This is a genomic window from uncultured Shewanella sp., from assembly GCF_947495455.1.
In the GTDB taxonomy this organism is placed as follows: domain Bacteria; phylum Pseudomonadota; class Gammaproteobacteria; order Enterobacterales; family Shewanellaceae; genus Shewanella.
In genome coordinates this window covers 1-26545 of record NZ_CANLZC010000083.1, presented here as the reverse complement: position 1 = coordinate 26545, position 26545 = coordinate 1, and the positions used below count along the sequence as shown (strand labels likewise).

Annotated in this window: 19 protein-coding genes and 3 pseudogenes; 5 read left to right on the top strand and 17 right to left on the bottom strand. The window is 34.1% G+C overall.

The window, feature by feature from the left end; genetic code table 11:
* Nucleotides 1–512 precede the first annotated feature (512 nt).
* From Q0791_RS18360 to Q0791_RS18350, 3 genes are all read left to right on the top strand, one after another.
* On the top strand, nt 513–734 hold the full coding sequence (locus tag Q0791_RS18360) for a hypothetical protein (protein WP_299009544.1): 222 nt from the start codon (nt 513–515) through the stop codon (nt 732–734).
* A gap of 176 nt (nt 735–910) precedes the next feature.
* Nucleotides 911–2110 carry an AAA family ATPase gene (locus Q0791_RS18355; RefSeq protein WP_299009543.1) on the top strand — a complete coding sequence of 400 codons (1200 nt, stop codon included), beginning with the start codon at nt 911–913 and terminating at the stop codon, nt 2108–2110.
* Nucleotides 2110–3030, top strand: a complete 921-nt coding sequence (locus tag Q0791_RS18350; RefSeq protein ID WP_299009541.1) for a ParB/RepB/Spo0J family partition protein — start codon at nt 2110–2112, stop codon at nt 3028–3030. The genes Q0791_RS18355 and Q0791_RS18350 overlap by 1 nt, the downstream gene beginning before the upstream one ends.
* 190 nt (nt 3031–3220) lie before the next feature.
* On the opposite strand, the gene Q0791_RS18345 is transcribed toward Q0791_RS18350, so the two are convergent.
* Nucleotides 3221–3526: a helix-turn-helix domain-containing protein gene (locus Q0791_RS18345; RefSeq protein WP_366942494.1), complete on the bottom strand. Its 306-nt coding sequence runs from the start codon at nt 3524–3526 to the stop codon at nt 3221–3223.
* The gene (locus tag Q0791_RS18340; protein ID WP_299009538.1) at nt 3516–3866 is read right to left on the bottom strand and encodes a type II toxin-antitoxin system RelE/ParE family toxin; all 351 of its coding nucleotides are present in this window, start codon (nt 3864–3866) and stop codon (nt 3516–3518) included. Before Q0791_RS18340 ends, Q0791_RS18345 begins: the two co-directional genes overlap by 11 nt.
* Nucleotides 3867–4017: 151 nt before the next feature.
* Between Q0791_RS18340 and Q0791_RS18335 the strand changes: the two are divergent.
* Nucleotides 4018–4143 (top strand): annotated as a pseudogene (locus Q0791_RS18335) (resolvase); the annotation flags it as partial.
* A gap of 55 nt (nt 4144–4198) precedes the next feature.
* Here Q0791_RS18335 and Q0791_RS18330 read toward each other — a convergent pair.
* Both Q0791_RS18330 and Q0791_RS18325 read right to left on the bottom strand, forming a co-directional pair.
* Nucleotides 4199–5434 (bottom strand): type VI secretion system protein IglI family protein, encoded by a 1236-nt coding sequence (locus tag Q0791_RS18330; RefSeq protein ID WP_299009536.1) that lies wholly within the window; start codon nt 5432–5434, stop codon nt 4199–4201.
* A gap of 8 nt (nt 5435–5442) precedes the next feature.
* Nucleotides 5443–6087, bottom strand: a complete 645-nt coding sequence (locus Q0791_RS18325; protein ID WP_299009534.1) for a DotU family type IV/VI secretion system protein — start codon at nt 6085–6087, stop codon at nt 5443–5445.
* 349 nt (nt 6088–6436) lie between these two features.
* On the opposite strand from Q0791_RS18325, the gene Q0791_RS18320 reads away from it, so the two are divergent.
* On the top strand, nt 6437–6736 hold the full coding sequence (locus tag Q0791_RS18320) for a hypothetical protein (protein ID WP_299009531.1): 300 nt from the start codon (nt 6437–6439) through the stop codon (nt 6734–6736).
* Nucleotides 6737–6782: 46 nt separating this feature from the next.
* On the opposite strand, the gene iglH is transcribed toward Q0791_RS18320, so the two are convergent.
* The 13 genes and pseudogenes from iglH to Q0791_RS18255 form a co-directional block, all read right to left on the bottom strand.
* Nucleotides 6783–8237, bottom strand: a complete 1455-nt coding sequence (gene iglH / locus Q0791_RS18315; RefSeq protein WP_299009528.1) for a type VI secretion system baseplate subunit TssF/IglH — start codon at nt 8235–8237, stop codon at nt 6783–6785.
* 19 nt (nt 8238–8256) lie between these two features.
* Nucleotides 8257–11106 (bottom strand): PAAR-like protein, encoded by a 2850-nt coding sequence (locus tag Q0791_RS18310; RefSeq protein ID WP_299009525.1) that lies wholly within the window; start codon nt 11104–11106, stop codon nt 8257–8259.
* Nucleotides 11107–11127: 21 nt separating this feature from the next.
* Entirely contained in the window at nt 11128–12021 is an 894-nt protein-coding gene (locus tag Q0791_RS18305; RefSeq protein WP_299009522.1) for a hypothetical protein, read from the bottom strand.
* A gap of 21 nt (nt 12022–12042) precedes the next feature.
* A complete protein-coding gene (gene tssI / locus Q0791_RS18300; protein ID WP_299009519.1) occupies nt 12043–12537 on the bottom strand; it encodes a type VI secretion system tip protein TssI/VgrG in 495 nt (164 codons plus the stop codon).
* Nucleotides 12530–12973, bottom strand: coding sequence for a type VI secretion system lipoprotein IglE (gene iglE / locus Q0791_RS18295; protein WP_299009517.1), 444 nt, complete (start codon nt 12971–12973; stop codon nt 12530–12532). The genes tssI and iglE overlap by 8 nt, the downstream gene beginning before the upstream one ends.
* Before the next feature lie 6 nt (nt 12974–12979).
* The gene (locus Q0791_RS18290; RefSeq protein WP_299009516.1) at nt 12980–16339 is read right to left on the bottom strand and encodes a hypothetical protein; all 3360 of its coding nucleotides are present in this window, start codon (nt 16337–16339) and stop codon (nt 12980–12982) included.
* Nucleotides 16340–16342: 3 nt separating this feature from the next.
* Complete coding sequence (locus Q0791_RS18285; protein ID WP_299009514.1) at nt 16343–18994, bottom strand: hypothetical protein; 2652 nt, start codon at nt 18992–18994, stop codon at nt 16343–16345.
* A gap of 243 nt (nt 18995–19237) precedes the next feature.
* Entirely contained in the window at nt 19238–20410 is a 1173-nt protein-coding gene (gene tssK, locus Q0791_RS18280) for a type VI secretion system baseplate subunit TssK (RefSeq protein ID WP_299009512.1), read from the bottom strand.
* Nucleotides 20411–20417: 7 nt separating this feature from the next.
* A complete protein-coding gene (iglC, locus tag Q0791_RS18275; RefSeq protein WP_299009509.1) occupies nt 20418–21062 on the bottom strand; it encodes a type VI secretion system tube protein IglC in 645 nt (214 codons plus the stop codon).
* 114 nt (nt 21063–21176) lie between these two features.
* Nucleotides 21177–22715, bottom strand: coding sequence for a type VI secretion system contractile sheath large subunit (tssC, locus tag Q0791_RS18270; protein WP_299009506.1), 1539 nt, complete (start codon nt 22713–22715; stop codon nt 21177–21179).
* A gap of 107 nt (nt 22716–22822) precedes the next feature.
* A complete protein-coding gene (tssB, locus tag Q0791_RS18265) occupies nt 22823–23371 on the bottom strand; it encodes a type VI secretion system contractile sheath small subunit (protein WP_299009502.1) in 549 nt (182 codons plus the stop codon).
* 532 nt (nt 23372–23903) lie between these two features.
* A pseudogene (locus Q0791_RS18260) lies at nt 23904–25109 on the bottom strand (IS256 family transposase); the annotation flags it as partial.
* 58 nt (nt 25110–25167) lie between these two features.
* Nucleotides 25168–25394, bottom strand: a pseudogene (locus tag Q0791_RS18255) (ISAs1 family transposase); the annotation flags it as partial.
* Nucleotides 25395–26545: the final 1151 nt, after the last annotated feature.

Below are 26545 nucleotides of genomic sequence, written 5' to 3'. Positions count from 1 at the left end.
CAGGAGCAATTAACGACCTTGCCTACAGCATGTTGAATTCCCGCTGAAAGATCACTTATATAGTAGAATTGGTATAATCCCATTTTAGAGTCATATGAGACCTAGGCTTTAGCTGAAACTATCCCCGTGATACCTGAAGGTGCAGGATTCAGGTATCACGGGGATAGCGCTTTCATTTGTCGTCGTTGGATTGAGCGATGGCTCCTCTATTGAAAGACCGATAACAAGCATCGCTTACTATCAAAGGCATTGATCCGTTTCAAGCTTAACCTTAGGCGTAAAATTAGAGCCTTTTCTTTTCGTTATTGTATCATCTATATTGATATGAAGCCGATTATTATCATCATCTAAATAAATGACCAAATTAACCATGTCAATTCCATCACTAACAGGCCTAAGATAACACATGAGAAACCGATTTAGGCTAGGTTGAAATAGACACTGTTGTAGATAAAACATATCAGTCTCATTGACTGACTTCCCCTTGATAAGGCTTTCAAATAAGTGATGATATGAAAAATAAAGCAGAGAGCGCCAATACCGCTATCGAAGACTTTAAAGGTATTGTTGGCTCTATATTTTATGATGTCAAAATGATCACATTTGATAATGGAACTGAGTGTGCAGGTAATGACACCATAGCTGAGATGATGGATGCGGAGTTTTATTTTATGCATTCATTTTGCGAAAATCACCTTGAACGTTTTTTTGGTCTTGCAAAAAAAATTTTTTGAAACAAAGGCTTATACTTAATTGATGTCATGCGAAAAATAGCGTTTTTATTGCTAAAAAAAACATAAATTTATTCATAAAACACGTTTATAATGTAAACACACAAAAATCATGTATCAAACACAAATGACACGTATTACAATTTAAAGCGCAAATAACATAAAAGGTAAGATGAAATATGAATATGGACGATTACGCCTATTTGGGACAAAAAGCCGACAAGGTTTTAGATGCGATGAATAAACAGGTGATTGCACATAAAGAAGAATTTGGGCAAGAAGACTTTCATATGAGGTTTTCAAAGAAAACCACAGAGTCTTTAGCTGGCCTATCCCGTAATGCAGTAGAAAAAGCCATGGGAGAAATGGAGGCGAATGGTTATCCCTTTAAACGTAAACCAAACGGAAATCTAGACTCATTGAGTATTGAAGATGTTATCGCCATTTATAAGCAACGACAAATTCCGACATACAGAGACATATATCAACAAAGTTTAGTGATATATTTTAATAATTTAAAAGGGGGAGCAGGAAAGAGTTCGGCTTGTGTGAACACCGCACACGCATTAAGAACAGATAAGACGCTACTTCGCTATGACTTACGTATACTCGTCATCGATAAAGATCCGCAAGCATCATCAACCATGTATTTAAACAATCAGCTTGCCATTGGTAGTCAAGATAAAACCGCTGCCAAGGCGATGTTTACACCGAACATAAGCCGTGAAACTTTACTTGAACAATACGTATTCGATACTAGCATACCGGGTGTGAGTTTAATGCCAGCAGCCATCGATGATGGTTTTTTAACAACGTCTTGGTTAGAAGATTGTGAGAGTCAATTAGGCGAAGATCAAGAACCCCATTCGATATTAAAAGATAACGTCATCGACAAGCTTAGAAATGACTTTGATTTTATCTTTATTGATACTGGCCCCCATCTCGACTATTTCTTATTAAATAGCATTGTTGCGGCTGACGTACTGGTTACGCCATTACCGCCTGTAACCGTTGATTTTCATTCTTCTTTGAAATACCTATCACAGCTGCGAATTTTAATGAAATACCTAAATAACTTAGGCATTGATACTGATAAAAAACCTATGCTCGGATTTATGAATAAGTTTAGCCCTCATATACTTCAGCATCAAGAGTCATTGGCACTGGCAAAGGTTGTGTTAGAAGACAAAATACTAGATGTTCACTTGCCTGATAAATCAGGGTTTCAGCGTTGTGGGGTCACTTTTGATACCGTTGTATCTGTGGACCCTTCCATGTATGACGGTGATAAAAAAGCGTTAAAACGAGCACAAGAGGCAATCTATGCCTTTTCTCGTTCGTTTTTTTCAAGACTTGAACTTATCAGGAGTCAAGGTTAATGAAAATGAGAAGAATGGGATCGATTGCGCAAAGCATGAAAGAGCAAATGAAAGAAGTGGGTCAAAAGGATGTCCCTAATAAACAGGTATACACGCTCTGCACAGGCCGAAAAGTTGAGTTTATCTCTCACACCGTTCCTGCCAGTGACGTTGAGTCAAGCACATTTGTATCAAAGCACAATCGCCGTATAGGTTCGGAAGTGACAGAAAAATCCGTTGAAAAGATAGTCAATTCAATCAAGCGGCAACAATACTTCCCCGCAATAGCCATAAAAGTAGACGGAAAGTTTGATATTGCTGATGGCTCTAGAAGAAGAAAAGCCGCTATTTTAGCAAATGTAGGGATTAACCTACTCTATTGCAGAGAAAAGCTAACGACTCAAGAAGTCAAGGCCCTTGCCAAAGAGCTACAAACATCAGAAGAGCACTCATACCGTGATCATGGCCGTTATTACTCTATGCTGTTAAGTGATACTGAAAACCCGATGACAGAAGAGGACATTCTACAAGAAGAAGAAATATCAAAGGCATTTTATCTGCGATGTATCAAAGCTTGGGAAGTACCAGCCTGTCTGGTTAATTTTTTTGCGATCCCTTCAAAAATTTCTCATCAACAATTTAGCAAGCTGACTAAAGTGACTAAGCAATTTAGTAATGAATTAGCGTTACAATCTTTTGTTAATGAGATAGAAATCACCTCTGGATCGAATGATGAAATTATGGCGATTCTCTATGAGAAAGCCGGTTTAAATACACCAGTGAATAAAAGCAAACCGAGAAAATTTGTCGATATATCAAAAGATAAATTTGTCAAAGTGGCTACCCATAAAAATAAAACCACCTTTGAAATAACACGGGGTACACCGAAAGAAATTGAAGATATTGAAAAGCTCATACAGGATTATTACAAAAATAAATAGTGAAGAAATCATTCAATAAGATGTACTAGCTTAAACCTGATCTGACAGTTGCCCGTTTTTTGAAGGTGCTGTTCGATCAGCTTACTCTTCATTGACTTCTTTAGGTTAACCTCTCTGGTGTTACACTGACACCAAACAAGCCTTTAAAAATTCGCTTAAATCGCGCATAACGCGGCGCAAATTGGTATCATTAGACCTTCATACCAAAGTGATGGCCGTCCGGCATTTCTATATCGATACGTAGCCGACCACCTAACGCTTCGACATATCGTTTTAGTGACAGTAGCTTAACGTCTTTGCCATTTTTCTCTAGACTGGCGACAGTAGGCTGCTTTATTCCCATAGATTCTGCAACCTGGGCTTGAGACATTTGAACACTATGACGAATTTCTGCAAGATTGAGCTCAAGTAACATCTCTGCAGCTTGTTGTTGTGCCATATTCAATTCATCTTCAGTCATTAGGTCATCAAGTGCGCTTAATGGCTTACTTTTCATGATTTAGCTCCTCTAGATGTTCCTCAAACTCTCTTTCTGCGATAGGGATCATCTTTTTGTAAAAACGTTTGTCACCAGTCTTATCGCCACCACATAAGATGATACACTGGCGCTCAGGGTCAAAAGCGAAGAAAACTCGAATCGGCTTTCCACCACTCTGTACGCGTAGCTCTTTTAAATTACTGACTTTGCTGCCTTCTAAGGTGTCAGCGTATGGCCTAGGTAAAGTGGGGCCTCTTTCTTCTAACAGAATAAGGGATGCACGTACGTTAACCTTGTCTCTGCTATTCAATGTTTTAAACCAGTCAATGAAGACTGGTCGATTCAGTATTGTCCACATAGTTGCTATTTGGCTTCTTTTGAACTGATTATAGATTACAATCTATATAGATTACAATCTATAATCGCAGAACGGCAGTGCTTATAGAATATCTTAAATGAACTTAAGAAAAACTGGTTTATTAATTTAATAATCGTATTTAAAATGAACTATGCACACCTTTAGAGTTTACACATACCTTCGAGCCTCAACCGATGAACAAGATGCAGAAAGAGAAAAAGAGGAGTTAACTGAATTTGCCCAAGGCAGTAGTCTAAAAATATCCGCTTGGTTCATAGAAAATGAATCCGGAGCAAGATTACACCGACCAGAACTATTTAGGCTGCTTGATGTTATTCTTCAGAGTCTGATTGCTCTGCTGCAAAGTCGGGGTCATTCCAGATGTCTTCAATTTTCGCTAATGTATCTTCTATTGCGTCAAGATCACTATGTGATTCTTGCTCATAATCAAACATGTTTTTTTCTGAATCTGCTCCTTCCTCTTCTGCTTCTGGTTCAGAAAATGCAATTTCATTATCATCTTCTTCTTGGTAAGCAGCATCATCAATCAATACATTTTCGTTATTATTCACTTCTTCTTGAATATCTTGAATATCTTGAAATTGCTCTTCATTCATTGAATTTTCAATCATCAATGGAAGTTCTTTAATAAACTTTTTTTTATCAATATGATAGAGTTTTTCTGCAATATGCCATTGTAATGAGTTTGAATGTCTTTCAATAAAATTATGGATCAGTCTTGCATTTGATGACAATGTTTTATAGAGAGGAAAAAAAAGACCTGGAAAATAAGTTTTAGGATCAAATTTTATTAATTCACGTTGAAGATCATTATAAACGATTGCCGATTCAAAAAAGCGTTTTTTTGCTACTAGCAGTTGGAACATAGAGACTTTTTCTATAAGTTGATACCAATTAACGGAAGCAAATTTATCAATATAGTCAGATCGACATTTATTGTTCATATTGTCTTTGTTACTGGTATCTTCAACCTTACCATTGTCATCTATTTTTTCGTCATCATCTTCTAAATCAGCATTATTTTTTTCAATTTTGTTTTTTATATGGGTGAATTTCATATTGATACGGCGAATGCTTTTAAATTTGGCAATATCAACATCCCCTAAGCTTTTACAATATATAAAAAATTTATTTACATCATCAATAATGGGTTGTATGTCTATAGCTTCAATGTCACCAACCAGTTCCTTTATTTTTATGTCAAGCTGCTTTGCAAACGTGTCGATTCCATTTTTAAGGGAGTTATCAAATTGACTAATAGGTGAAAGAACATCACTATGTTTTTTGAGAATGTCTCCATATTTAATAATTTTATCTTGAATGGCTGCTAATGAATTGAGTCTAAGGTAGACATCAATAGTGAAGCAAATAAAAATCACATAAATATCAACCTCTTCAGCTTGCTCCATATACTGGCTTATCACTTCCTCGCAACGTTGATACTCCCCCTCTTGAAGGTTTTTAACGATTGCACTCATTAATATTGGATTTATACGATTAACTTTCTTAATGTTTTCTAAATTTAAAACCTGATCTAATAAATCCATTTAAACCCTCATATTTCCAAGTAACGTGTTAACAAGAAAAGTATAATAGGAATACTAATAGCAAGGGAAATAACAATCAAAAAATTTTTATTTGATTCATTATACTTCACAGGCTTATTTTGTATACTTTTATCTGTTAATTCAACCTTATAGGGCTTTAATGCTTTAATGATATCTTTGAGATCAACAATATATTTATGCCGTTCATTATGATTTGGATTTTGATAATAACGGCCTAAAAAACCATTTTGCAATACGATGAGTAATACCTCATAACAAATAACGGGATATATTTTATTTGAAATCATTTCATCTAATATTTCAAAAAAATACTCTCCACCATCAGAGCGTTGAAAAAATTCTATCTGAAAATCATGCCATGCTATCGGTGTGGGCTGCTGACTAAGCATCAATTTACATCGCTCATCAATACTCAATATTGTTGAAAAAATAATGTATTGGGTTATTTTTTTACTGTACATATCTGAAACTTTATTTTGCGCGAGAAATAACACTGATCGCACCTTTTCTCTGTAGCGAGTAATAATGTTTTCTCTGGCCTCATCGGTACTGTTGTTATACCTAGCTTCCAAATCTTTTGTTGACATTATCAATCTGGTTAATGTGGATAACAATCTAAGTTCACTTGTCATACTACATCCTACTTCTAAGGGCTTATCCTATTTTGTATAACTTTATTTTATACCTAAATACTACTCACCGCGAATGACTCGGCTTTAAATCAACAATGCCCCCCCCTAGAAAATCCATATTACCTACAATGTAAAAAGGAAAGTTTAACAGTAACAACTTAATTTTATACAGCTTTATATACTTACCCAGAAAAAGTACAGCTTTTGTTTTTTGTGTTTATTTATACTGCACATTTTCAAATATTCCACTGAAATGGTATTTTTGTTTGTTTTTTCAATCAAAGCATCTACAGTAAATAAAGCTGACTAAAATATAATTATTCTTTATCATTTACGCTAGGAGAGCAATATGTCAGATGAAATCTCATTCCGGATTCAACTTGGCCTTATCTTACCTAAATTACAAGAATCATTGAAAGATGATTTACTTAAAATAAGTCAAGAACTAATGACAATCATTAAGTCAGGATCGTTAGATGATCAAAAAGTTGAGTCTGAAGAAATAAAAAATATTTTAATGCAGGATTTAGAAATATTAGTTGATAGAGATATTATCCCTCCTATCGATGCAATGTTAAATCCGCCATCGGAGGATACTGAAGCTGGAAACAATGAAGATGGAACTGAAGAGGCGGCTTCTGAAGAGTGAGGAATAGATAAAGAGTAAAGCAATGATCATGATATTGCTTTACTCTTTATCTTACAAAAACATCTACTTTTATCGCCAGTGGTGAATTAACATAGAAAAAACCGGAGATAATATCGGACATATATTCCATAAAATAAATACTTGATTTATTTTTAATGAAAAAAGTCAATTTGTTGCAGTTTGCATCATATTCGACTTTGTCTATTTCAGATCTGAATTTTTTATATAGCTCTGCATACTCATCCCCACAAAGAAACTCCAGTGCAATCAAAATACTGTGCGTTTTTCTAATATCCAAATCAGAAAAGGCTCTAAATATTTGAACAACAATATCAATAGATAATAAATTTGTTTCACTGACTTCTTTTTGTAACGTAATAAGATCGTAACGTATTTCTGAAGTAACAAAGGAATTTGACTTGATATTTATTAAAGAGCCATGTTCAGAGTTTTCTGTCCACAACGCTTTAACATAAATCTTTTTTCTCCTCTTTATACTGCTTGCAATATCGGATGGGTAATAGAATAAAACTTGTTTTTTATGGTGGAAAAAGAACTCACTAGTAATATGATTATAATACTCTTCATATAATTTATTATTTAACCATACTTGCAATACACTAATGGGTTTTGCATCTAAATTATCAGGGTTTACTATTGGAATACTATCAATTTTATCATCTAATTTATGGGCAGTTGAATAACTATCAAACATATTAAACAACGGAATAATATTTGTTGAAAATAGTTTTTCTTTTACAATACTTAAATCAGAGAGCCCACTTTTTATAAAGTGAAAAAATGATAAACTTATCTCTATGCTCTTAATGTTGACATCTTTATTATTTGGCATTTTTTTAAATACAACTTTCAATCCTAAATTAAACTGAGGAGATACAACTTTAAATCTTATATTCTCATTTACGGACAAACCATAAAATATATCTTCAAACTTACCATCAATATATTCTATACTTTCATTAACATATACTATTTTTATTTTTATGTGTGGATCTAATAACAAGTTTTTTTTCAGTTGCAAAAGTTTATAATTAAATTTATCCCACAAAACTGGGTTCAACCATAAGTCAAAATTATACCGATCAATTTTAACAGGCTTTTTAGGTGATAATTGAACTATGTATTTATCAACATCAATTTTCATATCTGTTAATTCTAACGAAGTAAGTTTGACATCTGATTGAAGGCTATAAATAAATTCCTTGCTTTTTTCTATATCAAATATCTGAAATTTTTGAGTATGAACCATATCAGTTGAAAAACGGTCCATTTTATAATTAGCTTTAATTAAGATATGCTTAGATATAAAAATCAGCATGGATTGATTATACCTAAATAATTGGTGCTCTCTCTCTTTTGCCATATTTTTTTTAACTTCACTTTTTATTTTATCGCTTAAATCCTCTAATTTATTAAGTAAGTAATTATAGTGCGCTTCAGAAAGATCGATTTCTTCATCCTCATTCTTTAACTCTTTCATATTATTCCTCTATTAACAATTAACTTGATACAGTTGTCGTTTGCGAAGCATCACTAAAAGAAATACTCCCACCTGTAGCAAAACTACACGTTGCTGTATTATTCATCGTATTAATTGATGAATCTTGAACTAACGTTGTTGTATTTGTTGCTATAAAAGTAGACAACATCGGAGTACACGACCAGAAAGTGCTAGCGGTATTAACCAGAGGACTTGCTGGATTCGTACACCCAGAAAAAGCAGGTACATTAGTAATAGGAATAATGTCATTGATATTTGATGCCGCTTTGTTATTGATGGTAACGGTTGAACTCGTTGGGCTTAAGCTACTTGTTCCTATTCCAAAACTACAACTTAATACCGATCCCATACAGCAGGCCATTGTACTCGATGCCTGAGAGGATTCTGATAATTCCAATTTATCCGCTTCACCTGTTACCACCATATATGAAGTGACTGCGGCAGTGAGCGCAAATGTTGCACCTTCGGTTAACACCTCTGTAACAGCCTCTGCCACTTCTTCTGCATCTGCTGCTACAGCTTGCACCGTTTCAGCTGCAGTGACCAAGGACTCCCCCTCAGCGACAGCGCTACTTAAACTAGTTACAGTGGATAAATAATTGGCCATAGATAACGCTAATGAAGAAGAGCTAGCACTACTTTCACTTTGTGAATTAAGTAATGCATTGATTTCATCCACATAGCCTTCAATAGTACTGAAGTTTGTGCACTCTTCTAGCATAGAAAGTAAGGAGCTGATATCAGGAATTAATGCGCTAATATCCGGAATACTGGATAAGCTAGGTAAACTGGGTAGATTCGATAATAAGCTTTCAAGGTTAGCCAAGTCAGAAATAAAAAAGTTCTCAAATGAATTTAATACCCCCTCTACTTCACTTAATAATGCAGACACATCAAAAGGCATCAGCTCTTCAGCTAACTTCTCAGCACTGCTTATGATGTCATTTGCTAACTCTTCAAGGTAATCTGTAAAAAAGCTGGCTTCAGCCTCTTTAGTGCTGGACCATAAATCCGCAAGCTTATCTAATTCTCCCATTAGGCTATCAAACACACCATCAATATCAGATATAAAGCTACTGGCGATACTGTCGGCCCCATTTAAGATGTCATCGAAAAAGCTTCCTAAACTATCAACGAGACCATCGATATCATCAGTCAAGCCATTCATGAGACTACTGGCACCACTGATCAAACTGTTAGCGAAACTTTCAGCACTACTGATTAAATCTTCAGCTTCATTTTGTATCGAACTTAAACAATTGGATAATGCGGTTAGCTCACTTGCAAAAGGATCAGAAATTGAAGGCATATTGATAAAACTAAAAAAATTAGGAATATTAAACTGTAATGCATTCAGCACATCAGAGGTTAAGTCACTGATTTCATCTTCCAAATCACTTATTGAAGGCCAGTCAACACTGGGTAAACTAAAGTCTAGCAACGAGTCTAATTCATTTGTAATCGAGTCGAGCGCACTTTGAATACTGTCATATACAGAATCAATATCTGAAATAATAGCGCTTATTACATTCGATATGGTTGATAATGCACTTTCAACTTCATCACAAATGCAACTGGCAATCGATAAAGGAACACTACTTAATGCGGCAGCGGTTTCCCCCAAGGCATTGACTTTACTCAGTGCTGAATCTAAATCGTCACTAGAAGGAAGTGATGATGCCGCTTGAGCCACAACACTATCGAGCGCAGAAGAGGACGTTTGCTCAGTGACACTTTGAAGCAGTGCTGAGGAAGATGTTTGAGTGATGGCATTTTGAAACGCTGACGTATATGGCCCCGTCACCGAGCTTAACGTACTTTGTGCTTCAGTACTCAATGACTGTCCAAGGGATGTACCTGCCGCCTTTGCATCATTATATGCCGTCATCGCTGCTGAAGCCGCAGCAGCTGATGTTACAGCAGATGCCGTTTCTTTAATCGAGCTACTACTGATTTCATCAGACGAACTACTACTGCCTTCATCAGACGAGCTACTACTGCCTTCATCAGACGAACTGCTACTGATTTCATCAGACGAACTACTACTGATTTCATCAGAGGAACTGCTACTGCCTTCAGTAGAGGAGCTAGCTGCTAGCTCTGCCGTTAAATTAACGGATTCTTGAGGTAAAGAATTTAATAAGTTAGAAAAATCGGATACTTGCTGAGATAAAGCACTTGATTCAGCCTCAGACATAGTGCTTTGTTCACTTATCGCTGTAGTCAAGCTACTGCATTGACTGACTAGCTGGCTCTCACTTTCTTGATAATCAGGCATTTTTGCTGAAAAAGCATCCACAGCACTTTGGTATGATGCTAGTGAACTTTCATAGTAAGCTTTCGCAACAGCATCATCAGGATCACTCGCATAACTTTGAGTCGCACTTGATACTTGCTGATGAGCCGCCTCAATTTGATCTGTAATACTCGTATCACCATTAGCAGCTTGCAGATTTAAAGTGGTTGTTATTTGCGAAGCTTGCTGAGTATAGCTTTGTTGTAACGAAGCAACCTGATTAGCAGGAAAATCACTACTCAGTTGATTAAAAGCAGACTGCTTATCAGCCATCAACGAGCTAACATCAACAGTAGACTTTGATACTTCATATTGTGAATCAATGGATTCAAAAGCTGAGCTTACCGTCGTATTAGGATCAATCGTCGACGCGCTGGTTGCTGTGCTAATGTTTTGATTAAGCGTTTGGCTATATGGCATACCTTGTGCCACATCTGTTACTTCATCCCAGTTTGAAACCGATGATTGCAACCCCTCTACAGCAGATTGCGTATCACTATCGGCACCTTCTTGTAATGTGCTTAACTTCTCATTAATATCAGAATTTCCCATATACCCTATTTATCATTTCCATTATTGTTGATAAAAATTCTCTATTTTCTCTAAAACTTGCTTTTGATTGTCGGTAATGTTGATAAAGCCAGAATTTGCCAACATATTAATATTATTTGTAATTGATCTATCAATAGTCAGCAATACTGGAGTAAATTTCATGAGTAAATATTTAAAAGCGGTCGAACCTAATAAAACCTCTGTCAGCTCAGAATACTGCAGTAAATCGGAAAACAACTGTTTGGTTTTATTAAACTTAAGTAATTGTACTTGTACTGTTAACATATGATTTTGGTAATCTTGAGATAATTGCTCAATATCCTCTTTATTTGTTTGTGGATCGAGCGATAATATTGATTCATGTAACTGAAAAAGTGTTAATGACTTATTTTTTTGGGGCGGGACATTGAGCGTTTTTTCTTGAGGAAGTGAATGAGATAAAGTCTCAAGATAATCATCCTGAATATAACATGTTGGCTTATTACCCATTTTTACATCTGCTGTAACGGGGCGTAAGGACACTAGCAAGTTAATATCATTACATTGAATACTTTTTAATGCCTGAAGCTGCTGTAATAATGTGTTTTTTGCTAAAAGATAATCATGACTATTACCAAGTAGTAAACTTTCTTTCATTTCTTTTAAGGATTGCCTTACCTTTACCGATAGCTCTGTCGACGTTTTTGTGATGCAAATTTGGGTTTGCTTATTAATTTTTGCTGATAGCTTTGCAATCTGCTTCATTTGAAACAGTGAATACTCATTTACCTTTGTACTCGGTGTTAATGCATTTAACGACAGTTCGCGCTTTAGCTCTATATGTGTTTGTAAAACGGTTTTTTGATCTTCTATCTCGTATAAAGATCGGTTATTGAGTAAGCGCTGAAAACTTTCAAGTGCAGCTAATTGTTCCATATTAAGGTCTACCAGATAAAGTTAACCTACTGATGTTGTTGAACCTTTTAGCGTTGCTGTTGAAGACGCCTCTAAAGTCAAGGTGGAACTACTTTCAATTGAAACTGAGCTTGTTCCTTTTGCGCCAACAGTTTTGCCTTGCAGACTTAGACTATCGCTTGAGTCAATGGTTATGTTGTCGTTTCCCGTCAACTTGATCGTATCTGCGACTAATGTAATGGTACCATCTTCAATGGTAATAGAAGTATCGGAGACGGTTAATGCGATACTGCTATCATCCAATGCAATTGTACTGTTACTTTTCTTTATTGTGATATTGTCCGTTGAAATTGTGACCGATATCTCACCAACAGTTAACGAAAGAGAGGTGTCAGCAGTAACACCATAAGTATTGCTAGCCGTTATTACAGCATCACCTGTCCCTTTATAATTAACCTGGCAGGTATCATCATCACTGTCACCTTGAACACTAAACCCAATACCATCCTGAACAATTTCAATGGAATGATTAGCCATCTTTGTTTTCCTGTATGACGCCGCCACTATTAATCGTAAATAATTGAATAGACCCTTGAGGATCATCGATTAAATACTTCCAATTAGATGTGGGTTGCTCCTTTAAAATAAAATAAATAGCCAAGGGGGTTTTATCAGCGGCCATGATTATCCTCTCGCTTTCTTGAGTACCCAGCATAACATAACGTTTTACTCCTTTGTCCAGCGACTGTTGAATAACGCTTGCATAATTAGCCGCAACAAAACTCTTTTGATCAGCAGGTTGAACAATAATGATGGTGAGAGGCTCCTTTTCCTTATCATTTTTCGCTCTTGATAAGTTAATAACCAACAAGTCTTCTGGACTATCACTCACCCAAGGCAACCATGACCAAGAGCATCCTGAAACAAATGAAAAGAAAATGGCCCATATACCTAAAAACAGAACATACCGCATAATCCTTTACTCCTTCTTCTCACGCTTAACCAGTTTTAATATATTAGATTGAATACTAAAACTCACTTGATAAGGGGGCGATTTAGCATTATTTCCTTTTATATTCCAGGTACATAACCACCTACGACTGCATTTTGCATCAACCAACATTCTAAAGAAAGCCCAATCTCCCTGATAAGATTTCTCAAAACTATTATTGTCCGTATTTAACCACCCAACAGATACCGTTGGAGCCAGTTGCCACGGATAATCTAATGGTGTCACTGCATCGCTATTTGTATTTAAACCAAGAGATTGAGATTTCCCTCCTCCATGCATGAAAGTTAATACCATTTTATTCTTTCCATCAAGTGTGACATTCTTAAAGGCTTGAGGTTTTACATTAAATGTCATCTCTTTAGCTTTACCTTTTTCATCCCACAACATTGCTTGTAAAGTCGAATATTTATTCAATGTCGCAATATAAGGTTGTAGTGTCGTTTGTTGTTCTGAAGTCAATAACGTACTCACCTTCCATTTAGACACAGCTTCATTAAAAGAAGTCAAGGGTTGTAATAGCGTTTTCATTTGATTAAACACTTCCCCTTGAATACCTACCATGCCATTTAATACCTCAAAGTCTATGGCTTGTTTTGCACTCAAATTGAATGGAAATTGTGACTCAATTAGCATGATTTTAGGGGTTATTTGCAAACGCCATTGTTGATTAATATACGCTATCAAGTAATCAGCAAGGGTTTTTTGGATTATTTTTAATGGCACTTTAAATACGTTATAAATACTTAAGTTTACATTACCTAAACTATTCATCAATGTATCTAATTGACCAATAATGCTATCCTTTCCTGTACTTGTTAATTGTTGATAAGTTTTAACATAATCATCATTGGTTCCACTCAATAAGTTTCTATGGACCTCCATTAAAATACCTTTATATTGGGTATATTCTTTTGATTGTATTAAATTATTAAAGCCAGAAAAAGTATCAGCAATCACATTTAACTGTTTGGGGAGTACATCTGATTTATCGAATGTTGTATTCTCACTAATAAAGTCAATATTGTTATCAAATGGCGTGTTTTCTGAGGTGATATCTACTAAATACATTTTAAGGTTTTCAGAAGAAACCGTTTCAGGCAGAGAGTTATTCAGTATTTTTTCTAAGGATGCAATATATTCATTGGCATATTCAGATAACGAATCATTTTTTAATTGATCTAAAGCATGGTAGTCAATATTATAACTTTTAAAAACCGCTCCTAATTCATCATAATCTTTCAGCATAGGATTAATCACATTGATAATCACATCTTTCACGTAGGCCAGTGATATCACTATCACATCTCGAGAGAACAATGTATTAAATGTATATTCATAATAATCTTTTAAATAAAGTAAATCTATATGACCTTTATTACTCCCAAGTATTCTGTTTAAAATAGAATTTAACTCTGCATTGAGCAGTACTTTCTTCCACTGCTCTTTTTGCTCCGCATATTTTTTTTCCTTTAAAAAGAAATTATCAATTTCACTAACATAATCTTTTATCAAATACACTTCACTTTCAAAACTTAATTTTTCTGGTACGTCAGACCCTGGTATTATATCTAATAATTTAAGTAAAAGTTCACTACCACAACCATGTTTTGTTTTTGGTAGTTTATCTTTGAAAAAGTTTATATAATTTAAAACGCTTTTAGAATAGTAAACATTATCTACAAACAAATAAGGAATAGCCTTTTTTAAAAAACACACCTTTCTTTGAAAAACAACTTTTTCCCATATGAATTTTTTTAATTCCTCATTGCGAACATTTAAAAAGTTATCAAATAATATATTGTCTATAGTATTGTCATCATCTACACGATCATTAATTAAATTGCCATAGAGAGCAGGCGCAGGAAACTTGAGTTTTCGAAGCCAAACTACACCTGAATACTTATATATTAAATAAAGCTGTTCTTCATTTAAATTTGAAACTATCGTTGCTAATGCTTTTTGATTCATAAGCTCATTGAACATTGAAGGTGAATTACTAGCAGCAATAAATGATAAGAACAATAGCTTAGTCAATGGATCTTCAGCTTTATTAATTTCAGGTAATATAATTTTCTCTGTCATAAAATTAGCGTAAGATTTATTTAGCTCAGTCCAGCTATAATCCCCATACAACAAACCGAACGTTATTTTGTTAAAAATTAGATCGCTATTATAAATATCATTCCATCTGTTATACAAACCATCAGCTTTATTTAAATCCGCAGCCTTAAGACCACCAAAAACATTAGATTTTTTAAGTGCTTCATTATGTCTTTTTATATGATAAGCTTCATATAAAAATGAAAAAGTTGAAATAATAGATAAAATGATGACCACAGAAGTAACGTAATGAATGGGCTTGACTTTTTTTATATAAATGGAAGATTCAGATTCAAAAATATTATAATGCACATTACATTTATGAATACCAAAATCTATAACGACGTTATCAAGCAAAGTACTTTCTGACAACTCACTAAATCCTGATAAAAAAGTAGAAAGTAGCATTAATTTTTTTTCTATAAAAGATGCAACTTGAATTGCATCAAAAACAGATTCACTAAATGATGAGTCAGAAATTATTTCATTTCTCAGTATCGAATGAACATCCTCCATTTTTTTATTAATCATATCTTTAATTTCATCAGTTTCAAAGTTATTTCCTATAATAATTGATGTATTTTGCTTTACAATTTCATAAAATGAACTTATCTTTTCATCACTCATATTGATATCAATTGCAATATTGATATCAAACTTTATTTTTTTATATATATTTATTTCTGAAATAAAGTTGGATATAATAAAAAACTGACCATTCTGATATTCCTTATCACCAAAACAAAGTAATAGAAAAGGTAATTGTATGAGTCCTTTTTTATAGGCTTTATCTAATAATGAATTTAACGTGTTCATCTTTATATCTTGTAAATACGAAGTCGACAATGAAAAAACAACTCTGTTATCTGATAGCATAACAAATAATGACTCACTCACTGTGATCACCTTATAATCCTCACCAGAAGAAAGTGAATTTATATATTTAATCATTTTGTCATTATCACCATCATATACAAATAAAAAAGCAGGATTAACCTTTTTATTAGATGATTCTTTAATCTCTTTAAGAACATCTTTTACAACGTTTGGTTTTAATTTTATTTTCCCCTTGCCTTTATCAAGTGCTTTTTTTAATTTATCAACTTTCTTTTTTGATTTCTTTATTTTTTTAAAATACTTAATACCTAGCTTTATAAAAACAATAAGAAAAGCGGCCCCGATAGCACTAAAGATATATACCGCATACTTCCCTGTTAACAGATTCATTCCTTATTCCTCTTCATCACTACTTTCATCACTACTTTCATCGCTAAATGAAATCACGACACCATTAGATTGACTCAAAGAAAAGCTATTTCCAACTTGTTCGTCACTTCCTGTTTGGCATATTTGAAATACTTGATCATCTGAATCTTGAGTGTAAGCCAATTGACACTCTTCTTTCGGCCCATATGTTGTTGCTTGTATTCTTTTTTCAGACGCCTTATCCGTTCCAATAGGATTACTAATGAATATCGACTCAATTTTACACCGCTCTGGGTTTTCAAAAGCAACACGCACATAGTCCCCATTTCTCAAAGGATGAAAACCATTGCTCGTGGCATTTAATACTAAAGCAGGAATAAAAACAGGAGTTGTATTATCTGGATCAGCATACAAAATATTGGGTAATGTTACGGCATAAGTGACAATATTTTCCGATTGTTCAGACCAAGTATAATTTTCCGACCCAGAAGATTGATCCGCAGAAAATGCTCCTTCAGCAGTTTGATCTTGACCAGTAAAAAAACTATAAGCATTCTGCATACTGTCATCCACATCATCACCTATGGTTATCACCCCTTCAGACACAAAAGGTTGAAAAGGAACATAGGCAGGTAACGCACATAAACTCGTATTACTGTCTTTCCATATAGAGGTCATAGACAAAAAATGCGTTATTCCATCAGGCACTTCGACTTCAGCTATTTTTTCAAACCAATCCTCTTCACTATCCGCATCCTCAGCATAATTAACGGTTAATAATTCCTGCTGAAGTGCTATTTTTGCCTCTTCATTTTGGCGATAACAAAGGTGCTGCTCAAAAACAGTCACCGATGGGCTAAAATTAGTAATCGAACATGCCCACTGATCGGTATCTAAATCATAAGGTACATAACTAGGCTCAAGGGTCATAAATGGCATAATTTCGCTTAGCTCCAACTGATAAGTATAGGCATCATCTTCTTCCGCTTGACGTTTTAGGCTATAATTGGATATAAAATTAGTGTAAACAGTTGAGTCGTCGATTATTTTTGTCGAATCTTTACGGATCCATTCAATTTGAGTCCAATCCTCAGAGTAAATATCTGTGATTTCACTTTGCTGCGGATTATCCACACTGGCATTAAATACAGATTCACTGCCATACCAAGGTTGTTTAGTATAAAAATTTACACTGATTACACGCTCTAGATCTTTATGTGTTAATGCTACTTCTTCATCAGATGAATCATCCTGTAAAATACCCAAGTCATCACTCAATATATAAGTCACTTGTCCAGTATAATTATCAGTATCCAGTGACGAGTAATCGTAATAAAGATATGTACCGTAAGATTGCAAGACTTCTATAAAATAGTCATAAAATGATCGCCCTTGTGTACCAACAACAATCTGTTTTTGTTCTGTAGCCAATAACGTTGTATTATCCGTATCAAATTCGACCCAATAAGAGCAAAACAAATTATCACTAAATATATCAAGATAACTTTTAGCAAAATCAATATAAACAGGACAGTGACTTCGCCAAATTGACTGCAGAGCATCATGAAACTTCAATGTAAAAACAGGCCTCTTAGAAGAAAATTCGGCTGTATCTTCTTCAATATCCACTGCAACAATGGCGCCATTTAATTGTAAGTTATTGATTTCTTTTAAATCACCGACCCCTTGAAGACTCAATTTTTTTTGATATTTTTCATCCTCATCATCCGGATCATCAAAAAAATAAGTATTATTAATGGTGAGTGCAATAGAAACAGGGGTATTTTGATACAAAAATGAATAGTCAGAATGAAAAGGGATGTCATCATAAGAAAGTTGAAACTCTACACTCCCAGAAAAACCATAAGTTGATAATGACAAGTTCAATTCAAGAATATGATAGTTAAATAACATTAAGCCACTTAACTGAGACTCATCTGTATCATTTTGCTCTTCATTGCTCACAAGGCTAACGTCTACAGGCTCGACATTATCATCTAACGGATTAATTTCAACGATGATATCCTGATCAATCACAAATTTATCATACCCAATAATAGGTGTAATTAAATTTTTTAATATATGAATAAGCCTTAACTTATCATTATTACTTTTTTTAGATAGAGAAAAAAAGTCATATAATTTACTCATTGCATTTTTAAGATCAGAAACTTCATTTTTGGACAATCGAATTAAGACTTCTTTATTAATTAACTCAGGAAGTTCGTCTAGCATTAATTTAGCATTTTCGATCATATAGGGTGTTTTTGTAAAATTAAGTTCTAATATATGCTCAATATAATGTACAAAAGTCACTGTATTAAAATACAATTGAAATGGACGAACCTCATAGCGCCGTAACACACCCAATAAGAATATTTTTTGTAGCTGTTCATAGGCAATACACTGGTTATAAACAGGTTTTTCTTCTGATTCTATCATTAACAATACACTATGATGCAGTAGACGTAGTTTCTCGATAGATTCTGCGTTCAAAGTTGAAACATTAATAACTGTTAAATGTGACAAAATGGCATTTGATAGCTGAAAGAAATCCTCTGGTATCAACGTCATATTAGAATTAACATTTGATAAAATGGGCTTTAATACAGTATTAATAGAGGAGCTGCTACTACCTTCACCATTTGAATCTTTATCTGTTGTCGGTGCACCCATAATTCGAAAAACTCATCATTAAAAAAATCCGTTTATACAACTCTAGTGCAAAGGTGTAATTACTGCCAACTTTCAGCGAGTTAATTGAACTATTTTATTCATTAGAATTTTATTAAACATCTCTTATCACCTTTATTTCATAACACTCAAATAATATAGGTGATTCACTTTTCAATGAATAAGTATGATCACTAAAGGAGGTCGACAATGAAAAGCAAACTAATGATATTAAGATTTATTATATTATCGATAATATAAAGTGAACTGATAGTGTTCTGCATTTTTTATGTACTTGAACATTATATTCCTATCTTTTAATACAATGTCAAGCTCATCACCATGAGAAAGGCTATAGATTTGATAAATAAATGGATCATTTAATTGATGAATACCATCATCTGGCATTTTTTCAAGTAAAATACCAGATAAAGACATCTGATTAATATGTTTATTCCTTTCAATACTGCTTAACTTTAAATATTTCACTTCTATATAATATGTTTCTTCTTGAGTAAGTTTTCTCAATACTAAAAAATATTCTGATGCATTGATAAAGTCTCCAGATAAGTCACTAATTAAATAACTATCTCCCTCTCTTTCAAAGGTAACAAATTGCTGTTTTACTGGCTTACTTAATATTTTATACAAATGCTCAAACAAAGAATAAAAGCTCGTATTTGGATTATAAAAGTCATAATGAACAACAGAGTATTCGGTATTCTCTACTTCAGAAATGAGGTAATAAACAGTATCAATTTGATTAAATATTTCAATAGGATGGACATGATTAGGCTTTTTTTTAGCCATATTCACTATTCGTTCTAAATGATGATACCCAATTTTAAATATATAATATGCGCCTTTACTATACTGACTCGTCTTAATATAATGTTTTATCGAGGCTATTATTTTATTAATCTCACCGATAATAGATAAGAAAGTGCAACTATCACAACTCAATAATGCAATAGAACTTGAATAGACACTCCACACCTCTTCTTTATTTATTAATTCCAAAAGCTTAAAACTTTCAATTTTATCTTCTTTATAGTTATCGCTCAAGGTTACCGTTAGCCTAACCTTACTGAGTCCCTCTTCATGGATTAGCTTTTCTTGCAGATTAAGAAAAACAGGCACAATCGCATTATCTACACTTTCATCTAATGACAGTGACACATTATCACTTTCATTGATTTTTATTAAATATTTATATTTTGTATAAACATCTAATTTCTTTATTTTTAAAGTGCCTGTTTCCAATAAATCAGTGTCAACATGCAGTCGAACAATACCATAATCCATAGAGTAAGGCAGCATCATGCCATTAAGCGTATTATATTGTCGCAATCGATCTTGTTCAATCAATTGTGATGCAGTCAACAATACTCCATCTTGCCAATGAATGCGATCATACATAGCTTAATTAAGAGCTACTAGCAATACTTTGTAATGGATACTCACCCGAAGAATCAGAGTTGTCATGGATAACCGGAATACTCGTTTGCGTGTATGTAGTTGAGTCAATCATCATGTTATCAAAGGTTAAAATATACAAATGAATATCTGATGTTGTCCCCCCTATAAGACCAACATCCACACAAGTAAATACCATCTCATCGGCCTTAATGGGGCATAAGGCAAAACTGTTTTTAAGCTCTACTGCATAAGTCCACACACCATCCTTTTTTCTCTCTTGTTTGTCATTAGAGTCACCAAATAAAAGTTGGTTACTAGAGGATGTCCCCGCCTTAACTTCACTAATAAGCGTACCAAGAGAAACGATGTCATCGTCGGATATAGGCACCGCGACTTTCACCTTTACTCCGGCTAATTGTGTCGGCCCACTAATCTTAAGTTCAACTAAAGAGGCCGCAGCTGTAGGGGAGGTCACATCACCTGTCGTCTGCTCCCCATCATAGGCATATAGGTTAGTGCCAGCATCAGTTCCAAAATAACTAAATGATGCAAACCAAAGACGTGGCTCAGCTTCAGTGTTGGCATAAGCAAAATTACTAAAACTAACTGATAAAGCGTTACCATACACAGCATCACGCGGTACTAAAGTCATAAACTATCTCCTCATTGAATTAACTCATATATTGCAAGCTGTTAAGCATGCACATTTTAATACCATAATGGCTCAGAAGAGAGCCTACTAAATAACAATTATTTATTGCCCTGATTACTCTCCCCCTTCTCCTCCTTCTTCACCTTCTTCTCCTTCTTCTCCACCAAATAGGCCCGGATCAAGTCTGGCATCTATTTTTAATGTCGTATCCATACCTTCAAATTGAATATGGGGTAACACTGTCACACTACATTTAAACCAACCAGCTTTACCGGGGATAGGTGATACCTCAACCTCTGCTTTACGAAAAGGGTACTTCGCTAACTCAATGGGGGTTGGCTTGTAAACACTTGTCACATAGCGACGAATCCAATCGCTTATAAGCATTTTTATCCTGCCAGCATCAACAACACTGCCTATTTTATCTCTGATGGTACATTTAATATAATGTGCAATGCGTGCAATACAAAAAGTATAAGAAAGGTTAGCGACAAGCTGTGAATTGATTGAATCAAAATCATCAACAAATTCATGTACTTTCTTGATGGAATTCACGCTAAAAAAGCAACAATTAGCAGTGCCTTTTTCTTCAATGATAGGAATCATACCAACATTGGCGAGTGAGAGCTCCATATAATCTGGAAAAGAAATATTTAATGCCGAGCGACGTTCATCAAAGCCACGAATGTTATAAACAGGTGCAATAAGATCTTTCACATACCCACCATTTTCAGGACCTCTTATATACTGAAACCAGCCTGTTTTATCGTAAGACCGCATAATATTTTGGGCCATTAAAATACTCGCACTTCCCCATAAATAAGTATCATTAGATTCATAATCGGCGACATATTCTACAAAGTTATTCATGCGTTGATCGGCAACCGGTGCATTAACAGGATGATAAGGCTGTCTTAAAATAAAATTACCTAATGATAGTCCAATGTAAGCAGCTTGATCTGTGTTTCTAAAAGTATTCCAATCACGATACCTAGGATGTTCCATCAGAGTTTCGAAACTTTTTATTTGTTTGAGCTCTTCAATTTTATCAACACCAAAAAAACTTGGATCAATACTACCAATAAAAGGTGCATGTGCACTTTCTGCGACCATTCCCATGCCTGTTAGCCAAGTAATATCATCCATGGTATTGTTAAAATTATATAAGCCTAAAAGTAACCCATAAGGCTCACCACCATATTGATCATATTCGGAAACATAGACTTTTTTAAAAATTTCACTGCTGGAAATATCATACAAATTTCTTTCAAAATCATACTGCAACTCTTCTTTGGTTGCATCAATAAGTGCAATCTCTACCTTATCATATTCAAGTTTTGTGAGTTCATTGATTTGAAGCCATTGATTTTCAATACTACGAAACTCAGGATGAGCAATAATACTATTAATTTGAGCTTCAATAATATCATTTATAAGTTCTACTGCATTTTGTATATATAGCTTGTTATAATTGATAATCTCATCATTATTGGCGAGAACAAGTGCTAATGCAGCTATATTTTTTGCATAATAATCATCGTAAATATTAAAAATCAGGTCGGTGTTTTCATTAATATCAACATCAACTAATGACATGGATGTTTGACGGTTATCATCACTTCCACCAAACTGGCTAAAAATATCATTTAACACATTGGTTTCTTGTTCACTCATGTCCTTTTTACCTTATTTATAGGGTGATATGTATTAATTACATAGCATATAGTCGCTACGATAGCGTATTTCAATAACTTTATATGTTAACTTGGGGCTTCCTTGTTTTCTAATAGTGTGTCGTTATCAACTGAATTTAATCGATAAGAGTCCAATTTAGGCAACTGGTTTTTCAATTGAAATAACATGTCTTTATCAGAAAATATTCGATCAATCGTTTTCTTTAATGCACGATCATTATCGATATCTTTTTCAAATGATATAAGCATTTCTTTTAATTTTAGTAATGCATTCAGTTGTGGTATTTGTTTAGCTAATTTATCAGGTTGGAAATCACTAATTTTATTGAATTTATAGTGAATATCTAACATAGGAGAATGTTGTGGGTTAATACTATTTGGTACAGTTAGATCAAGAGATATATCCATATCTTTTAAGGTTGCATCAACACTCTTTTTAATGACTCTAACTTCACGGTCTTCAAATTCCAGTTGTCTATCTTTTGATTTCCCTTGAGATAAATCACCAAAAACTAAACAGCGAAATGGTAATTCTTTCTTTTTAGATTCTCCCTCAATACGTGTATCATATTCGATCATAAGCCTAGATTTTGGGATATTTTTATTCACTGCCACGGTGGCCTCCTCTTGATTAACGCCCTACTTTTTAACCCACAAAGTTTACTGTTAATAATTGAATTAAAAAACGACTAATACATATTAGTTTAGGCTATCTTTTACATGATAGCGTTATTTTTATAATAAAAAGTAACATTAAAAAAATAAAACACTGTTAACGCAGTAACTTACTAAGTTTATTAGTTATTTTTTATTATTCGATGGCAAGATAGCTAAAGTTTTAGTAAAATTTGTGATTTTTTATTCTTGAGTTTTGCATTTAACTTGGCAGGGAATGTTCATTTTGGAAGATGTTGATACAATAAAGTAATAACATTATAGCATTATTTTCTCTATAGGTTTTTAAAAGAAAGTCTCAGATTTATAATAGATTACTGGTGCTAATAAATATTTTTCCAGTAATTTAAAAAGTGAACTTAAATGCATAGCTCAATTTAAAAATTAAAAAGCCATATGTGATAGGACATTATGTAGAATAAGAGCATACTTTGTAAGGGCGTTCACTATTCTGTGTCAGTGATATCATTTGAATATCCAGCACGTTATCTAAACACCCTTCAAAATAAATGGTCAGTTGTGATAAACATAAGCTCCAATTATGAATAGGCATAGTCCATTTATCACAGGCATTTAATATGCCTGCATAAAGCAATTTTAACAAGCTATTTTCGTTGGGAAATGCACCTTTGGTTTTTTAATTTTCTAAATTGACGATGCACAGCTTCAACAGCATTGGTCGTATAAATCACTTTTCGAATGTGTTCTGGATACTTAAAATAGTGTGATAAATTATCCCACTTTCGACGCCAAGCCTTGATAACCAATGGATAAGCATTGCCCTATTTAGCCTCAAGTTCATCCAGTGCTATCTCGGCCGCTTCCTTAGTCACAGCTCGATAAACAGGCTTTAAATCAGCCATGAAGGCTTTTTGATGTTTTGAGGCCACATATTTCATTGAATTGCGAATTTGATGGATAACGCACAACTGCACCTCTGTTTGAGGAAAAATACTGGCTATGGCTTCAGGAAAACCTGTTAGGTCATCAACACAAGCGATAAGAATATCCTGAACCCCCCGATTATTTAAATCCGTCAGTACCGATAACCAATAATTTGCGTCTTCATTTTCAGACAGGTGTAGGCCTAAGATTTCCTTTTTGCCTTCCATATTCAAGGCAAGTAACGTATAGACGGCTTTACTGATATAGCGGCCTTCTTCTTTGACTTTATAGTGAATAGCATCAAGCCAAACAATGGGGTAATGACTGTTTAATGGCCTTTGTTGCCAGGCCTTAAGCTCAGGCAGCAATTTATCGGTGACACTGTTAATCGTTCCTACTGAGACATTAATACCATACATGTCTTCAACATGCTGATGAATATCACGGTAGCTCATCCCCATGCTAAACATGGATAAGATTTGCCTATCCATTTCATCGGTTTAGGTGGTTTGATGTTTCTTAATCAGTTGAGGTTCAAAGGTGAATTGTCTGTCTTTGGGCACATAAAGCTCAAAGTTGCCTGAGGCATATTTTACGGTTTTACGGTTTTTTGACTGGTGTCATTGCGACGATTGGGCTGTGTTTCTTGCTCAAGATGCTGTTCGATTTCAGCATTAAGTGCTGCTTCTGTCAGTTGTTTAATAAACAGACTGAGAATGCCGTCTTTGCCTGTTAGATTTTTACCTGCTTGTAATGCTTTTAAGGTTTATTTAAAATCAAAAGATTGAGTCATGTGTCATTTCTGTTTTTTTAACTATTGTACGGAAATGACACAGAATGACGAACATTACCTACTTTGTTCTTGTCCTTATAACATGATTAAAAATAAGCAGCTTTCGATACTCATCACTGAGTAACGAGCGGTTTAATTTACTTTTCATACTTCTTTTTTGTGTTGTTTCCATTTTGGTAAGGTTTAATGCTAATTGTCTCAAAATAGGCAGTGATTCAACATTTTTTGCTTTATGCATATAACAGTTATTCTTTTTAAAACAATATTTAATATCCAGTGTAAGGTAAGTTAAATAATTGTGACTAAGTATTTAAAAGTAAGAAAAATGTTTTTTGTTTTGATTTTTCTTAGTTCATATGTTCTTACAGTATTCAAAAATGCATTTTAAGGGGTCAAAACGTCGATTTAAGAGACTTTATTCAAAAATTCACTAAACCTATGCTATTGGTTATTTAAATCGAATTATGAGCCTTTGATGGATTTTAAATTAGCGAAAATTATTTAAAATGAGGCCGTGGTTTTAAATTTTCATTAGAGTTTTAATAAGGATAATGGGAATAAATTAAGTTGATTTTTAGTTTTTACACATATCCACATTGTTATAATAAGATTTTTATAAAAATCTATAAAGCTATATAAAGCTATATAAAGCTATATAGAGTTCTAATTACCATTAAATATCATATAGTTACAACTTTAAGTGTGACTATATCTTAGTGTATTGTGACGATATCTTAGTGTATTGTGACGATATCTTAGTGTATTGTGACGATATCTTAGTGCTTCGATGACGTTTTCTTAGTGTATCTATGACAATATCTTAGTGTGTTTATTATCTTATTTAGTTGTGATTTATCCTCTTATAAATAACTTATTTTTGAGTTAAATGAGTTTAAAAGCATCATTTTAGATTTTTCAGGTGACTTAGTTTTAAACCTAACGTTAAAATTTTAAACATGGACTTTAGGTGCAGAATGCCGGATTTAGTAAAATTAAATGGATTTAATTAACTGTGGTGTAGGTAGAGCTCATTTTGCAATTGTCAATTATGACAGTCAATGCTCCTATGGCGATCTGTAATCTTTATATATTTGGTAACTTTATCGCTTATGGGTAGAGTTTTATGTTAATCCGCACGTTACTACCGTTATTACGAAGAAATTTATTATTCCAACGCATTTTTGTTTAGCTGTGTCCAAATCTTAGTGTGGCGCTGAGTGTTAGTAAGTGTGGGTGGGTGAAAGTTGAGCAAGTCGACTGGGTTTTCAGCCTAACTGTGTCCAAATCTTAGTGTGGCGCTGAGTGTTAGCGAGTGCGGATGGGTAAAGGTTGAGCAAATCAAGTGAGTTTTCCGCTCAACTGTGTCCAAATCTTAGTGTGGCGCTGAGTGTTAGTAAGTGTGGGTGGGTGAAAGTTGAGCAAGTCGACTGGGTTTT